This window comes from Ornithinibacter aureus, from assembly GCF_009858245.1.
Classification (GTDB): Bacteria; Actinomycetota; Actinomycetes; order Actinomycetales; family Dermatophilaceae; genus Fodinibacter; species Fodinibacter aureus.
The window spans coordinates 3326026-3341693 of record NZ_VMSB01000001.1; the positions used below are offsets into that span (position 1 = coordinate 3326026).

The 15668-nt window shown below is 72.0% G+C and carries 13 protein-coding genes; 5 read left to right on the forward strand and 8 right to left on the reverse strand.

Annotated elements, in window-relative coordinates:
- Positions 1-71: 71 nt before the first annotated feature.
- The 7 genes from C8E84_RS15895 to C8E84_RS15925 form a co-directional block, all read right to left on the reverse strand.
- The gene (locus C8E84_RS15895) at positions 72-971 is read right to left on the reverse strand and encodes a carbon-nitrogen hydrolase family protein (protein WP_159903668.1); all 900 of its coding nucleotides are present in this window, start codon (positions 969-971) and stop codon (positions 72-74) included.
- The gene (locus tag C8E84_RS15900) at positions 971-1648 is read right to left on the reverse strand and encodes an SRPBCC family protein (RefSeq protein WP_159903670.1); all 678 of its coding nucleotides are present in this window, start codon (positions 1646-1648) and stop codon (positions 971-973) included. Before C8E84_RS15900 ends, C8E84_RS15895 begins: the two co-directional genes overlap by 1 nt.
- The gene (gene cutA / locus C8E84_RS15905) at positions 1645-4056 is read right to left on the reverse strand and encodes an aerobic carbon-monoxide dehydrogenase large subunit (RefSeq protein WP_159903672.1); all 2412 of its coding nucleotides are present in this window, start codon (positions 4054-4056) and stop codon (positions 1645-1647) included. The genes C8E84_RS15900 and cutA overlap by 4 nt, the downstream gene beginning before the upstream one ends.
- Positions 4053-4631 carry a (2Fe-2S)-binding protein gene (locus C8E84_RS15910; RefSeq protein ID WP_159903674.1) on the reverse strand — a complete coding sequence of 193 codons (579 nt, stop codon included), beginning with the start codon at positions 4629-4631 and terminating at the stop codon, positions 4053-4055. The genes cutA and C8E84_RS15910 overlap by 4 nt, the downstream gene beginning before the upstream one ends.
- Positions 4628-5530 carry an FAD binding domain-containing protein gene (locus C8E84_RS15915; RefSeq protein WP_159903676.1) on the reverse strand — a complete coding sequence of 301 codons (903 nt, stop codon included), beginning with the start codon at positions 5528-5530 and terminating at the stop codon, positions 4628-4630. Before C8E84_RS15915 ends, C8E84_RS15910 begins: the two co-directional genes overlap by 4 nt.
- Positions 5531-5621: 91 nt before the next feature.
- Positions 5622-7097 (reverse strand): uracil-xanthine permease family protein, encoded by a 1476-nt coding sequence (locus C8E84_RS15920; RefSeq protein WP_159903678.1) that lies wholly within the window; start codon positions 7095-7097, stop codon positions 5622-5624.
- Between the two features lie 150 nt (positions 7098-7247).
- A complete protein-coding gene (locus tag C8E84_RS15925; protein ID WP_159903680.1) occupies positions 7248-8621 on the reverse strand; it encodes a PucR family transcriptional regulator in 1374 nt (457 codons plus the stop codon).
- 73 nt (positions 8622-8694) lie between these two features.
- Here C8E84_RS15925 and C8E84_RS15930 point away from each other — a divergent pair, with 73 nt between their 5' ends.
- Genes C8E84_RS15930 through C8E84_RS15950 form a run of 5 tightly spaced genes read left to right on the forward strand, consistent with a single transcriptional unit; the run spans position 8695 to position 14427 of the window.
- Positions 8695-9525 (forward strand): oxamate carbamoyltransferase subunit AllH family protein, encoded by an 831-nt coding sequence (locus C8E84_RS15930; RefSeq protein WP_159903682.1) that lies wholly within the window; start codon positions 8695-8697, stop codon positions 9523-9525.
- On the forward strand, positions 9522-11024 hold the full coding sequence (locus C8E84_RS18250; protein ID WP_159903684.1) for an AllF/FdrA family protein: 1503 nt from the start codon (positions 9522-9524) through the stop codon (positions 11022-11024). The genes C8E84_RS15930 and C8E84_RS18250 overlap by 4 nt, the downstream gene beginning before the upstream one ends.
- Positions 11021-12442, forward strand: coding sequence for a YlbE family protein (locus tag C8E84_RS18255; protein ID WP_159903686.1), 1422 nt, complete (start codon positions 11021-11023; stop codon positions 12440-12442). Before C8E84_RS18250 ends, C8E84_RS18255 begins: the two co-directional genes overlap by 4 nt.
- A 12-nt stretch (positions 12443-12454) precedes the next feature.
- Entirely contained in the window at positions 12455-13327 is an 873-nt protein-coding gene (locus tag C8E84_RS15945) for a bifunctional methylenetetrahydrofolate dehydrogenase/methenyltetrahydrofolate cyclohydrolase (protein ID WP_159903688.1), read from the forward strand.
- On the forward strand, positions 13327-14427 hold the full coding sequence (locus C8E84_RS15950) for a calcium:cation antiporter (protein WP_246196983.1): 1101 nt from the start codon (positions 13327-13329) through the stop codon (positions 14425-14427). The genes C8E84_RS15945 and C8E84_RS15950 overlap by 1 nt, the downstream gene beginning before the upstream one ends.
- A 159-nt stretch (positions 14428-14586) precedes the next feature.
- Here the strand turns inward: C8E84_RS15950 and C8E84_RS15955 are convergent, their stop codons facing one another.
- The gene (locus tag C8E84_RS15955) at positions 14587-15576 is read right to left on the reverse strand and encodes a malate dehydrogenase (protein WP_159903690.1); all 990 of its coding nucleotides are present in this window, start codon (positions 15574-15576) and stop codon (positions 14587-14589) included.
- Between the last annotated feature and the right edge of the window lie 92 nt (positions 15577-15668).

The window sequence follows — 15668 nt, forward strand, 5'->3', positions numbered from 1 at the left end:
GCAGGGACCGTTGCTCCGCGCAAGGAACCCCTTTCTCGGAGCAACGACTGCCCACAGCACCCCACCAGGGTTCAGGCGTGCGGGAACGACGTCTCCGCAGGCCCTTCGAGCTCGGCCCGGTGTCGCCGGATGAGGTCGAGGTTGCGGTCGCGCAGGTGGTCGAACCCCTGCCCGATGTTCGATCCCGGGGTCAGCGAGGCCAACGCGTCGGCGGGGTCGAGCCGGGCCGAGACCCAGCCCTCGTGGGTCGCCGCCTTGGCGACGATGTGCCCGACCGGGGTGACGATGTGCGAGTTGCCGAAGTAGAGCACCCCCGCCGGGTCGGCCCCGATGGCGTTGGCGCCGATGACGTAGACGTGGTTGTCGTAGGCCCGCGCCCGCGACGTGAGCTCCCAGATGTCGGCCGAGCGCAGCAGGGCCGACGGCCGGGCGATGACCTCGGCCCCCTTCACCGCCTGGATCCTCGACAGCTCGGGGTAGTCGCCGTCGAAGCAGATGATCATGCCGATCCGGCCGAGGTCGGTGTCGCACACGGTGACCGTGTCGCCGGGCGTGACCCAGCCCCCGCCGCTGACGGCCTCGGAGCAGAACGGGTGCGTCTTGCGGTACACCCCGAGCAGCTCGCCGGCCGGGTCGACCAGCACCGAGGAGTTGTAGACGATCTCGGGCGTCGGGCCGCGCTCGTACGTGCCCGCCACGAGGTGCACGCCCAGCTCGGCGGCCACGGCGCGCAGCGGGTCGATGACCGGCCCGGGCAGGTCCGACATCAGCTCCCAGAGCTGCCCGATCGAGCACCCGGGTGTGAACCCCGTCGTCGCCGACTCCGGCAGCACGATGAGCTCGGCGCCCGTGGCGGCATGACAGCGCCGGGTGATGTCGACGAGTCGCTCGAGGTTGGCCGCCACCGACTCGGGCGTCAGCGGCCCCGGCGCCGGCGCGAGCTGGACGGCAGCCGCGGTGAAGGCGCGCATCAGTGACGCCGCCCGAGCCTGCTGCCGATGAGCACGCCGATCGCGACGAGCAACCCACCGACGAGCGCGCCCGCGCCGAAGGTCGTGGCGCTGTCCATCGAGATGGAGGCGTTGGCGTTGGCCGTCGCCTGGCGCCCCGGGAAGACTCCCTCGGCTGCTGCCGACACACCGGATGCCGTCGGCGCACCTCCCGCGACCGGCGCACCGAGCGCGGTCGTCGCCTCCGCTGGCACGAGCACCCCGGCGATGTCCTGGTCGAGCGCGGTGAAGAACTGTCCGGCCATCTTCTTCGTGACCCCGGCCAGCATCCGCTGCCCGACGCCACCGATGGCGCCGCCCACCGAGGCGTCGGCGTCGTAGGTGAGGTCGGTGCCGCCACCGGCCGAGGGTGCGAAGTGCACCATGACCGTCGCGTCGATCGTTCCCGGGGCGCCGGCCCCGGTGGCCTTCAGCCGCAGCGAGCTCGGCGCGACCTTGTCGTGGAGGGACACCTCCCCGGCGTAGGTGCCCTTGATCGCGGCGACCCCGGCGGTGACCGACATCGCGTAGCGGTCCTCACCGACGGTGCGCAGCGCCTCGCACCCGGGGATGCAGCGGGCGAGCACGGCTGGGTCCTGGATGGCCTCCCACACCTGCTCGACGGGTGCGTCGAGGGTCGAACCACCGGAGATCTTCATCGTGAACCTTCCTGCGCAGGAACGGGGACGGGGGACTGGGCGTGCATGCGCCGCAGCTCCCACAACTCGGACGGGCTGATCGGCATGGACCGCACGGGGAACCCCTCGGCGTCCTCGATCGCCGAGGCGATGACCGCGGTGACGGGGATCGTGCCCGCCTCCCCGGCGCCCTTCAGGCCGAGCGGGTTGAGGGGGCTCGGCGTCTCGAGGTGGTCGGTCTCGACGTGCGGGACCTCGGAGGCGTAGGGCATGAGGAAGTCCATGAACGAGGCGTTGAGCAGCTGGCCGGACTCGTCGTAGGCCATCCGCTCGTAGAGGGCACCACCGACGCCCTGGGCGACGCCGCCGTGCACCTGCCCCTCGACGATCATCGGGTTGATCATGACCCCGCAGTCGTGGATGACGCAGTACCGCAGGATGCGGATCTCGGCGGTCACCGGGTCGGTCTCGACGATCGCCGCGTGCATGCCGTTGGCGAAGGTGGCCTGGGTGGGGGAGTAGAAGTCCTGCCCCTCGAGCCCCGGTTCCTCGTCGTCGGCAACCGGCGGCTTGTCGGGGTCGAAGGTGCCGGCGAACTGGGTCGCCGCCTTGGACGACTCGTCGAACGCGTACCGCAGCGGGTTGGAGAGCACGGCCACGGTCGACAGGGCGATCGAGGTGCCGGGTGCGCCCTTGACCGAGATGACGCCGTCCTCGATCTGCAGGTCGTCGGCCGACACCTCGAGGGCGTCGGCGGCGATCCGCAGCGCCTTGGCCCGCACCGCCTTGGCGGCCAGCGCCACGGCGTTGCCGGACATCACCGCCCCGCGCGAGGCGAAGGTGCCGACGGCGTAGGCCATCCGCCGGGTGTCACCGGTGGTGACGTGCACGTCCTCGATCCGCACGCCGAGCTCGTCGGCGACGATCTGCGCGAGCACCGTCTGGTGGCCTTGGCCCTGGGTGGTCAGGCCGGTGGCGACATTGACCCGGCCACTGGTCTCGACGTGCACGTGCCCGCCCTCGTAGGGCCCGACCCCGGTGCCCTCGACGTAGCAGCCGATCCCGAGCCCGACCCGACGCCCCTGCGCGGCGGCCTCCTCGCGGTAGGCCGCGAAGTCGTCCCAGCCGACGAGGGCCTTGAGCTTGGCCAGGGATGCCGGGAAGTCGCCGGAGTCGTACTTCAGCGGCCGCCCGTCCTGGAACATCAGCCCGTGGTCGTAGGGCATCTCCTCGGGCTGGATGAAGTTGCGCGCTCGAACCTCGGCCCGGTCGATGCCCAGGTGCGCCGCGACGGCATCCATCGTGCGTTCCATCGCGTAGCAACCCTGCGGGCGGCCGGCGCCCCGGTACGGCGTCACCAGGACGGTGTTGGTGAACAGGGACCAGAACTCCACCCGGTAGGCGCCGGGCTTGTACGGGCCGAGCAGCTGGGTGGCCGTGATGATCGGGACGATGATGCCGTACGGGGTGTAGGCACCGTTGTCGTGCCAGAACTGCACGTCGAGGGCGAGCAGGTGGCCATCGTCGTCGAAGCCGACGGTGACCTGCTGAAGCTGCCCGCGCTCGTGGGAGCTGGAGATGAAGTGCTCGCGGCGGTCCTCGGTCCACTTCACGTCGCGGCCGAGCAACCGGGCCGCCCACGGGACGAGGACCTCCTCGGGCCACGGGTGCATGATCTTCACGCCGAACCCGCCGCCCACGTCGGGGGCGATGCACTCGACCTTGGCGAGCGGCATCCCCAGCTTGGCGGCCACGGCCGCCCGCACGCCGGTGGAGGTCTGCGTCGAGGAGTAGATGCGCAGTGAGCCCTCGTCGGCGTCCCAGCGGGCGAAGACGCCCTTGCCCTCCATCGGCATGCACGCGCTGCGCTCGATCTCGAGGTCGATGGTGAGGGTGTTCGGCGCGGCTTCCATCGCGGCCGTGACGTCACCGACCTCCTGGAGCAGGTGGGCGGCGATGTTGCCGGGGGCGTCGTCGTGCACGAGGGTCTGCGCGGCGCGGGCGGCCTCGACCCCGACGACGACGGGAAGGCTCTCGTAGGTCACCCGGATGCGCTGGGCGGCGTCCTCGGCGAGGTAGCGGTCGCGGGCGATGACCATGACGACCGCCTCGCCGACGTGGTTGACCTCGTCCTTGGCCAGGCAGTACCCGGTGCGCGGGTGGGTGAGCGCCGGGTGGGGGATGAGCACCGGCAACGGCTCGGCGACCCGGCCGGTGAGGTCCTCCCACGTGTAGATCGCCTCGACGCCGTCGACCTCCCACGCGTCGTCGATGTCGATGTCGACGATCCGGGCGTGGGCGTGCGGGCTGCGCACGAACGCGGCGCTCAGTGCCCCGAGCCCGAGGTCGTCGAGGTAGCGACCGTTGCCGGTGAGCAGGCGGGGGTCCTCGCGGCGCTGGACGCGCTCGCCGAACTGACGCGTGCTCATGCGCGGCTCCCGCCCTCGCCGTCGGGCGTACCGAGATCGACCAATTGGTCGATCTCGGTACGGTCCGAGCGGTCTCGGCGGATCTCGGCGGCGCGGCAGACCGCCGACACGATGTTCTGGTACCCCGTGCAGCGGCACAGGTTGCCCGAGATCGCCTCGCGGGCCTGCTCGGGGGTGGGGTCGGGGTTGTCCTCGAGGTAGGCGGTGATCGTCGTGACGAACCCGGGGGTGCAGAACCCGCACTGAAGGGCGTGGCACTCGGTGAAGGCCTGCTGCACCGGGCTGAGGTTCTCGGGGTCGTTGCCGATGCCCTCGATCGTCGTCACCTCGTGGCGTTGCGCGCTGACGGCGAACATCAGGCACGCGCGCACCGGCTGCCCGTCGACGAGCACCGTGCACGCCCCGCACACGCCGTGCTCGCAGCCGACGTGGGTGCCGGTGAGGCCGAGGTCGTGGCGCAGGAAGTCCGACAGCAGGCGGCGGGCGGGGGCGGATGCCGTGCGCGTCACCCCGTTGACGCGCAGGCTGATGCGCAGCAGCTGCTCGGGGGGCGTGTCGGTCGTCTGCTCGCTCATGCGACGGACTCGTGGGCGGTGGTGGATGCCGGGTCGGCTGCGGGTGTCGGCTGGGTGGCCGTCGCCAGGGCGCGGCGGGTGAGCTCGGCCGCGAGCATCCGGCGGTAGTCGGCGGTGGCGTGGATGTCGCCCTCGGGGTCGACGAACTCGCGCACGGCGTCGGTGACCTCGTCGGGCACCGGTGCCCCGGCATCCCAGCCGCCGAGCACCGGGGTCAGGTCGAGCACCGACGGCACGGGCGTCACGGACACGAAGCCCGCGCGGGCGCCGACCACGACACCGTCCGCGACGTCGACGGCCACGGCCACCCCCGCCAGGGCGTAGTCGCCGTGGCGGCGGCTGGACTCGAGGAAGGCCGTGCGGGTGGCGGGGGCGAACCGGGTGAAGCGCACCGCCTCGACGAGCTCGTCCTCGGCCAGGGTCGTCTCGAGCGGGCCGAGGAAGAAGTCGGTCGCGGCGATCTCGCGGCGGCCACCGGGCCCGACCGCCTCGAGGACACCGTCGGTCAGCACGAGCACGGAGGGCATCTCGCCGGCCGGGTCGGCGTGGGCGATCGAGCCGACGGTGGTGCCGCGGTTGCGGATCGCCGGGTGGGCGACGTTGCGCAGGGCCTGGCGCAGCAGGGGCAGGGCGGTGGCGGCCTCGTCGTGCTGCTCGAGCCCGGCGTGGCGGACGAGCGCACCGATGCGCACCGCGGTGTCGGTGACGTGCACGGCATCCAACCCGGCCACGCCGTTGATGTCGACGAGGTGGCCCGGGGTGGCCAGGCGCATCGACAGCACCGGGATGAGGCTCTGGCCGCCGGCGAGGACCTTGCCGTCGTGGCCGACCTCGCCGAGCACGGCGACGGCCTCGTCGACGGTGGTGGGGGCGTGGTGCACGAACGGTCCGGGTTTCACCTGGTCGATCCTGCCTGTCGAGGGGTGGTGGGAAAAGGGGCACCCCGCCCGGGTGCTCGAGGGGTCGACCCGGGCGGGGTGGTCGTTGGGGCTACTTCCGGTCGGTGGAGCCCGGGTAGCCGTCCTGGTAGAGGTCGTCGATCTGGTCCGCGTCACCGTAGACGTAGTCCCCGACGGCCAGCGCCGTGCCGTCCGCGTGCTCGCGCAGCTCGGACGGGGCGATCGAGCGGGCCAGGTGGTAGCCGGCGATCGCGACGATGGTGCCGAGGGCGATGCCGCTCAGGGTGAAGTCGTCGCTGATCTGCATCTTGACGTCGCCGATGCCGATGACGATGCCCGCGGCGAGCGGCACGAGGTTGATCGGGTTCGCGAAGTCGACCCCGTTCTCCTTCCAGATCTTGGCGCCGAGCAGGCCGATCATGCCGTAGAGGACGACCGTGATGCCGCCGAGGACGCCACCGGGGATGGAGGCCACGAGGGCGCCGAACTTCGGGGAGAGACCGAACAGGATCGCGACCGCCGCGGCCACGTAGTAGGCGGCGGTGGAGTAGACCCGGGTCGCCGCCATGACACCGATGTTCTCGGCGTAGGTCGTCGTCGGGGAGCCACCGAAGGTCGCGGCGACGGCGGTGCCGATGCCGTCACCGGCGATGGCGCGACCCATGACGGGGTCGAGGTCGTGGCCGGTCATCTCGGCGACGGCCTTGACGTGGCCGGTGTTCTCCGCGACCAGGGCGATGACCGCGGGGATGACGAGGATGATGGCCGTCATCGAGAAGCTCGGGAGGTGCCACCCGACGATCTCCTTGCCGTCGGCGCCCATCATCGTCTTGGCGGGCAGCCCGAACCAGGCGGCGTCACCGAGCCCGGCGGTGTTCCACCGCAGGTGCTCGGTGGCCTCGGTGGCTCCGCCGAGCACGGAGGTGATCGGGCCCGTCGCGGTGTCGAGCAGCCAGGACAGCGCCGTGCCGAAGATCAGCGCGAGGAAGATCGCGATCCGGCCGATGAAGCCGCGGAACGCGACCGCGACGACCACCGTGAAGAGCATCGTCGCGAAGGCGACCCACTGGTCCTGGGGCCAGTAGATGTTCGCGACGACCGGGGCGAGGTTGAAGCCGATGAGCATGACGACCGCACCGGTGACCGCCGGCGGCAGCGCCTTGTGCAGGACCGAGGGGCCGGCGACGTGGATGAGCAGGCCCACGGCCGCCAGCACGAGGCCGGCGACGAGGATGGCGCCGGTGACGTCCGCGCTCGTCGCGCCCTCCTGGGCCCGGATCGCGGCCACGGCACCGACGAAGGCCGCCGAGGTGCCGAGGTAGCTGGGGACCTTGCCCTGCACGATGAGGAGGAACAGGATCGTCGCGATGCCGCTCATCATGATCGCGAGCTGGGCGTTCAGGCCCATGACGAGTGGGAAGACGAACGTCGCCCCGAACATGGCGACGACGTGCTGCGCGCCCAGACCGACCGTCTTGCCCCACGAGAGGCGTTCGTCGGGGGCGACGACGCCCCCGGCCGCCACCTCAGCGGCGTCCTTGACCTTCCAACCGAGACCGAGTGCCATGAGCGGGGACCTCCCTTGTCTGACCGCGGCACCAGTGACGCGGCTCACCTAGCAGTGATACAGGCAAGGTAGTGACCCCCCGTGCGCGACATGCTCGGCAATCATTGACAGCCGGATGCCGTGATGCATGGCAATCGTGCGCAGGTGCCCTCAGATGCCGCGCATCTGGTGGATCCGCAGGGCCAGGGCGAGGGTGAGCCGCAGCTGGGCATCGGTGGTGAACGGGCCGAGCATCCGCTCGAGCTTGGCGATCCGGTAGCGCAGCGTGTTGTAGTGGAAGAACAGCTGCCGGGCGGTCTCGGCGACGTTGATGTTGGTGTCGATGAGCACGCTCAGGGTGCGGCGCAGGTCCTCGTTCTCCGGGGAGTCGTCGGTGGCGAGCTCGCCGAGGGACTCGTCGACGAACCGGCGCAGGTCGGCCCCGTCGGGGATGAGGGCGAGCAGGCGGTAGATGCCCAACGCGTCGAAGTGGGTCAGGGCCGACTCCCCGTGCATCTGTCGCCCGACGTGCACCGCCTTGCGGGCCTCGGCGTAGGCGGCCGGCAGGTCACCCACCGACGTGATCGGTCGCGACACCCCGGTCGAGAAGCTGCGCCGGCCGCCACCGCCGTCGCCGCGCACCACCTTGGCGATGTCCGCGACGGTCCGCATCACGGCATCCGCGGATGCCGTGGGGTCGGCCGGGAGCAGGGCGACGACCTCCTGGCTGAAGCCCGCGACGGGCACGCTCGCGTCGCGCGCGCGCACGGCCTGCACCCACGCCCGCACGAAGCGTTCCTGCAGGCCCCGGACCTCCTCGGGGGAGCGGGTGGTCTGTTCGTCGTTCTCGTCGGTCTCGGCCACGACGACGACGACCGGCCGCGCGAGGTTCCAGCCCAGGGACGCGGCGTGCGACACGGCATCCCCCGACTCCCCGGCGCGACCGGCGAGGGCGTCGCGCAGGAACTCGGCCCGGTACTTGCCCTCGACGGCGGCGACCGCCTGCTCCTTGGTGATGGCCAGGGCGGCGACGGTCGCGGCACGTTCGAGCATGTGCACGTCGGTGGGGGTGAGGGCGGCGTCGGGGGAGAAGGCGCCGAGCAACCCGTGGTCGGAACCGCCGGCGACGATCTTGACCAGGGCGCGGGTGGGTTCGGCCCCGGTCGTGGTGCCGTCGCGCTCGCCGACGGGTTCGGACTCGACGAGCAGGCGCCCGGTGCGGTCGAAGCAGGGGAGGGCACGCACCCGCTCGACCTCGCTCTCGTCGCCGGCGATGGCGAGCACGCGACCGTCGGTGGTGGTCACGAGCGCCGCGCCACCGAAGAACCCGGCGACGGCGTCACACACGTCGTGGAGGGACCCGCCGGCGAGGACCACCCGGACGAGGATGCGGTGCACCTCGTCCTCGCGCTCGAGGAGGGCGGCCTGGTGGGCGACGACCTGCTCGAGGGTCCGGACGCGCGCGGCAGAGTCCTGCGGGAGGGTGTCGGCGGACGATGGCAAGGTCTGTGCGTCTCGCGGCCGATCGTTGTCAACAATGACCATCCGGCCACTGTAGACCCGTCGCTAGCGTCGCCGTATGCCGTTCTCTGCCGGTTCAGGTCACAGGGGCCTCGCCGTGGGCCCGTCGCGACAGCGGGTGCCCGGGGCGGTCTCCGCCCTCAGCGCCGACCTCGTGCGCGGTCCGTTGGTGCGGGCCACCGTGCTGGGGTCCCACGCCCCCGGGCTGTACCTGGACGTCGCCGGCGCCGTGGTGCCGGTCGTCACCGCGGATGCCGTGCCGCTCGCGACCGCCGTTCGGCTCGCCGTGGCCTCGGCCGTCGCCCCGTGGCGCGGGCTTGCCGCTGGTGACGCCGTGCTCGTGGGGGAGGGGCTGATCCGGCTGCCGGGCTGCGACATCGCGGCCGTGCGCACCTGGCGCCCCGCCCGGGTGCGGCCCGTCACCCATGACCAGCACTCATTGCACTCCAGCCACGTGCACTCCAGCCACGTGCACTCCAGCGACCGCCCCACCCGAGCGCAGGCGGAACGCTGCGTCGCCGCCCTCATCGGTCGCGGGCCGGGCCTGACCCCTGCCGGTGACGACGCGCTCGCCGGCATCCTGCTCGTGGCACACGCCCACGGCGTGGCCGGGGAGGTGGCTGAGGCCGTGCGCGCACTCCTGACGTCGACGACCGCGGTGTCCGCCGCGCTCCTGCACGCCGCGGCCGACGGCTACGCAGCCGCCACCGTCGTCGCCCTCGTCGACGCCGCCGTGGCCGGTGACCCAGCCGCTGTGGCCCGGGCCCTTCCGGCGGTGCTCGCCATCGGCCACACCTCCGGCGCCGACCTGGTCATCGGTGTCTCCGCCGCCCTGCGCCACCTGCGCCCCCTGCGTCAACTGGGCCACCTGGGCCAGACCCCCACCAGCACCTCCCACACCACCCCCACCGGATGGAGCGCCGCATGAGCACCCACGTCGAACTGAGAACCGGCGCCTACCACGACTCGGTCAGCCTCATGCAGGTCTCGAGGGTCGTCGCCGGCACTGCGGGCGTGCAGGCCGCGCAGGTCGCCATGGCCACCGAGCTCAACGTCGACGTGCTCACCTCCATGGGGTTCGACGTCCCGGCCGAGGCCGGCCCGAACGACCTCGTCATCGCCCTGCGCACCGACACCCCGGATGCCGTGGCGGCGGGTCTCGCGGCCGTCGCCGACGCGCTCGCGGCGCTGCGGGCGACGAGCGACTCCGGTGGTGGCGACGACACGGTCGCCCCGCGCACCCTCGGCTCGGCCGCGGCCAGGGTGGACGCCACGCTGGCCGTCATCTCGGTACCGGGCCAGCACGCCGTCACCGAGGCCTTCGACGCCATCACCTCCGGCCTGTCGGTGATGCTCTTCTCCGACAACGTGTCCGTCGAGGACGAGGTGCACCTCAAGGATGCCGCCGCCGCCGCTGACGTGCTCGTCATGGGGCCCGACTGCGGCACCGCCCACATCGGCGGGGTCGCCCTCGGGTTCGCCAACGTCGTGCGCCCCGGCTCGGTCGGCATCGTCGCCGCGTCGGGGACCGGCGCCCAACAGGTCATGTGCCTGCTCGACGCGGCCGGTGTCGGCATCTCGCACTGCCTCGGCGTCGGCGGCCGTGACCTCACGGCGGCCGTCGGTGGGCGCTCGACCCGGCAGGCGCTGCACGCACTCGCAGCAGACCCGGCGACCGATCGGGTCATCGTCGTCTCCAAACCACCGGATGCCACGGTCCTCGCCGACCTCGAAGCCCTCGCCGACGAGCTGGGGCTGCAGGTGCACTGGGCGGTGCTGGGGCCGGGCCGCCCCGACCTCACGGCATCCATCGAGTCCTTCCTCGTCGCCCAGGGGGTGCCGGTGCCGACGTGGCCAACGTGGGCTGCCGCCGGCGGTGGCGACGACCCGCTCCTGTCCCGGGGCGCCGCCCTGCGTGGCCTGTTCTGCGGAGGCACCCTCGCCGACGAGGCGATCACGGTCGCCGAGGGTGAGCTGGGCGGCATCCACAGCAACATCCCGCACGACCCGGCCCTGGCGCTCGGCGCCGACCTGCGCCACGACGGCCACGTCGTCATCGACTTCGGTGACGACGGGCTGACCCGCGGCCGCGCCCACCCGATGATCGACCCGACCCTGCGTCAGGAGCGGATCGCCGCCGAGGCGCTCGACCCCACCTGCGGCGTGCTGCTGCTCGACCTCGTCCTCGGGCACGGCGCACACCCCGACCCGGCCGATGAGTTGGCGGATGCCGTCCGCACGGCTCGGGCGACCGCCCTCGCCTCCGGGCGCTCCCTGCCGGTCGTGGTGTCGCTCACCGGAACTGACGGCGACCCGCAGCACCGCTCGAGGTGTGCCGAGGTGCTGGCCGCGGCCGGAGCCGACGTGTACCTGTCCAATGCCGCGGCCACCCGCGCTGCCCTGTCGCTGCTGAGGAGCACCCCATGACCACGTCCGCCCGCCCCCTGCACGGACTCCTCGAGGCTGACCCCGTCGTCGCCACCGCGGGGGTGCCGCTGCTCGCCGACGCCCTCAGCGACCAGGCCGTCACGGTGAGCCGCACCCAGTGGCAGCCGCCGATGGCCGGCACCGAGGCAGACCTCGCCCGCGTCATGGGTGACCCGCGCCGGGCAGCCGCCAACGCACTGGCGCTGGAGCGGATGACCTCGGCGACGGCGACCCTGGTCGACGTGCGACCGGCATCCGAGGTCGTGGGGTTGGAACGGGGCACCTTCCTGCACGCCGGCCCGCCGATCACGTGGGAGCGCGCGTCGGGGCCGATGCGCGGCGCCCTCATCGGGGCGGTGCTGTTCGAGGGGCTGGCCGACACGGCGGAGCACGCCGAACACCGGCTCGCCGCGGGGGAGTTCACCCTCGAGCCGTGCCACCACCGCGGTGGGGTCGGCCCGATGGCGGGCGTCGTCAGCCCGTCGATGTGGCTCTACGTGCTGCGCGACGACGTGCACGACGCGACGTCGTGGTGCTCGCTCAACGAAGGGCTCGGCAAGGTGCTGCGCTACGGCGCCTACGGGCCCGAGGTCATCGACCGGCTGCACTGGATGACACGGGTGCTCGGGCCGACCCTGTCGCAGGCGGTGCGCTCGACGGGGCCGATCGACATCCGGGCGATCATCACCCAGATGCTCCAGATGGGCGACGAGGGGCACAACCGCAACCGCGCCGGGTCGCTCATGCTGCTGCGCGAACTGCTGCCGGGGATGATCACGGCGGATGCCGCGTCGTCCGACGTCGCCGAGGCGGTGCGGTTCTCCGGGGCGAACGAACACTTCTTCCTGAACCTCGGGATGCCGGCCTGCAAGCTCGCGACGATGGCGGCCTCCGGGATCCCCGGGTCGAGCGTCGTCACCGTCATGGCGCGCAACGGCACCGACTTCGGCATCCAGGTGTCGGGGACGGGCGATGAGTGGTTCACCGGGCCGGCCAACACCCCGGAGGGGCTGTTCCTCGGCGCGTTCGGGCCGGAGGACGCGAACCCCGACATCGGCGACTCGGCGATCACCGAGACCGGCGGCATCGGCGGGTTCGCGATGGCGGCGGCCCCGGCGATCGTCAAGTTCGTCGGCGGTGACGTGCCGTTCGCGCTGCGAGCCACGCGCACCATGTACGAGATCACGGTGGGGGAGCACCCGGCGTACCAGGTGCCGATCCTGGGGTTCCGGGGAACGCCGACCGCGATCGACGTGACGAAGGTGGCGCGCACCGGCATCCTGCCCCAGATCAACACGGGGATGGCCGGACGGGTGGCGGGCACCGGGCAGGTCGGGGCCGGGTTGGTGACCCCACCTGCGGAGTGTTTCCCGGCGGCACTTGCCGCTCTTGCGGCACGGGTGCCTGAAGGGCCGTGAAAGGATTGGCCCGTGACCGCGACGACGCTTGACGGCAAGGCCATCCTCGAGACGATCAAGGGAGAGCTGCGGGCGCGCGTCGCCGCCCTTGCCGAACAGGGCGTCGTCCCCGGGCTCGGCACCGTGCTCGTCGGTGAGGACCCGGGCAGCCAGTGGTACGTCGGTGCCAAGCACCGCGACTGCGCCGAGATCGGCATCCGCAGCATCCGCCGCGACCTGCCCTCCGGGACGACCCAGGACGAGGTGCTCGAGGTCGTGCGCGGGCTCAACGAGGACCCGGAGTGCACCGGCTTCATCGTCCAGCAGCCGACCGGGCTCGACGAGAACGCCATCCTGTCGGCCGTCGACCCCACGAAGGACGTCGACGGCCTGCACCCGGTGAACCTCGGGTGGCTCGTGCTCGGCGAGACGGCGCCGCTGCCGTGCACGCCGGTCGGGTGCATCGAGCTGCTGCGCCGCTACGACGTGCCGATCGCCGGAGCCAAGGTCGTCGTCGTGGGCCGCGGCCTCACCGTGGGGCGGCCCCTCGGGCTCATCCTCACCCGCCGTTCGGAGAACGCCACGGTCACGCTGTGCCACACCGGGACCCGTGACCTGGCCGCCGAGGTGCGCCAGGCCGACATCGTCGTCGCGGCCGCGGGGGTGCCCGGCATCATCACCGGAGACATGGTCAAGCCAGGGGCTGCGGTGCTCGACGTCGGGGTCTCGCGCATCGAGGACGTCGAGAGCGGCAAGTCGATCGTCGCCGGTGACGTGCACCCGAGCGTGTGGGAGGTCGCCGGGTTCGTCAGCCCCAACCCCGGAGGTGTCGGGCCGATGACCCGGGCCATGCTGCTGTCCAACGTCGTCCTCGCCGCCGAGCAGGCACTGGCGGGCGGTTCCTGATGGCGGTAGCCGCCAGCCCGGTGATGAACCGGGTCTGGCAGGTCATGCCGGTCGTCGGTCTCGCGGCGCTGGCCGCGTCGTGGGGCCGGTCGATCAACCTGGTCGTCGTCGTCCTCATCGCCTTCTTGCTCGCCGGGAGCGTGCTCGCGGCGGTGCACCACGCCGAGGTGGTCGCCCACCGGGTCGGGGAGCCTTTCGGTTCACTCGTGCTCGCCGTCGCGGTGACCGTCATCGAGGTGGCCCTCATCGTCACCCTCATGCTCTCCGGTGGGGACAAGGCGGCCACGCTGGCGCGGGACACGGTCTTCGCCGCGGTCATGATCACCGTGAACGGCATCCTCGGTCTGTCGCTGTTGCTCGGGTCGCGCCGGTTCGGCACGGTGCGCTTCAACGCCGAGGGCACCGGTGGGGCGCTGGCGACCGTGGCCACCTTGGCCACCGTCTGCCTCGTGCTGCCGACGGTCACCGAGAGCGCCCCCGGCCCCGAGTTCACCCCGACCCAGCTGGCCTTCGCCGCGGTCGCCTCGCTCGCGCTGTACCTTGCCTTCGTCGTCACCCAGACGGTGCGCCACCGCGACTTCTTCCTACCCGTCTCGCGCAAGGGCGTCACCCTCACCGAGGACGACCACGCCGACCCGCCGACCGAGCGCGAGGCCTACACCTCGCTCGGGTTCCTGCTGGTCTCCCTCGTGGCCGTCGTCGGGCTGGCGAAGATCGAGTCGCCGGCCATCGAGGACGGGGTGATCGCCGCCGGGCTGCCCGTGTCGTTCGTCGGTGTCGTCATCGCCCTGCTCGTGCTGCTGCCCGAGACGTTGGCCGCCGTGAACGCAGCGCGCCGCGACCGGTTGCAGACCTCGCTGAACCTGGCGATGGGGTCGGCGATGGCCTCGATCGGCCTGACCATCCCGACACTGGCCGTGGCGTCGATCTGGATCACGACGCCCCTGCACCTGGGGCTCGGGCCGACGCAGATGGTGCTGCTGGCCATCACGGTGGTCACGGCGGTGCTGACGGTCGTTCAGGGCAGGGCCACCCGACTTCAGGCCAGTGTGCACCTGACGCTCTTCGCGGCGTTCCTCTTCCTCGCGATGTCCCCCTGACCTGAAGTCCTCGCAGCCCCGGACCAGAAGAACATCTGCAGAACTACTTGCGGCGCTCAAGGAATCCCTTGAGCGCCGCAAGCAGCTATGGGGCCATACCTTTCGGCAGACCGCTGCCGGTGAGGCTGGATCAGCCGGGTGGCCGGGGCCTCAGATCGATCAGATCAGGCCGAGGGCCTTGACCGCGTCGCGCTCCTCGACGAGCTCGGCCACGGTCGCGTCGATGCGGGTCCGCGAGAACTCGTTGATCTCCAGTCCCTGCACGATGGACCACTGGCCGTCGGTCACCGTCACGGGGAAGGAGGAGATGATGCCCTCCTGCACGCCGTAGGAGCCGTCCGAGCGCACGGCCATGGAGACCCAGTCGCCCTCGGCGGTGCCCTGCGCCCAGGTGCGGGCGTGGTCGACGGTGGCCGAGGCGGCGGATGCCGCTGACGACGCCCCACGGGCCTCGATGATGGCGGCGCCGCGCTTGGCGACGGTCGGGATGAAGGTGTTGGCCAGCCAGTCCTGGTCGCCCACGGCCTCGGCGGCGTTGCGGCCACCGACCTCGGCGTTGAACAGGTCGGGGTACTGGGTCGCCGAGTGGTTGCCCCAGATCGTCATCTTCTTGATCTCGGTGACCGGCACGCCGAGCTTGGCCGAGAGCTGCGAGATGGCCCGGTTGTGGTCGAGCCGGGTCAGCGCAGAGAAGCGCTCGGTCGGGATGTCGGGGGCGTTGCTCATCGCGATGAGCGCGTTGGTGTTCGCGGGGTTGCCGGTCACCGTGATGCGGATGTCGTCGGCGGCGACGTCGTTGAGTGCCTTGCCCTGGGGAGCGAAGATGCCGCCGTTCGCCTCGAGCAGGTCGCCGCGCTCCATGCCCGGTCCGCGGGGGCGGGCGCCGACGAGCAGGGCGTGGTTGACCCCGTCGAACACGGTGCGCGCGTCGTCACCGATCTGCACGCCGGCCAGCGTCGGGAACGCGCAGTCGTCGAGCTCCATGACGACGCCCTCGAGGGCCTTGAGCGCGGGCGTGATCTCGAGCAGGCGCAGTTCGACCGGAGTGTCGGGGCCGAACAGCGAGCCACTGGCGATGCGGAACAGCAGGCTGTAGCCGATCTGGCCGGCAGCGCCGGTGACGGCCACCTTGACGGGCGTGGTGCTCACGGTGGTACCCCTTCGTACGCGGGAAAGTTGTCGTTCTCGACGCTATCAGCGTGCGGCTCTGGTGCCACACGCGGGCGTGTGGTGGGGTGGCC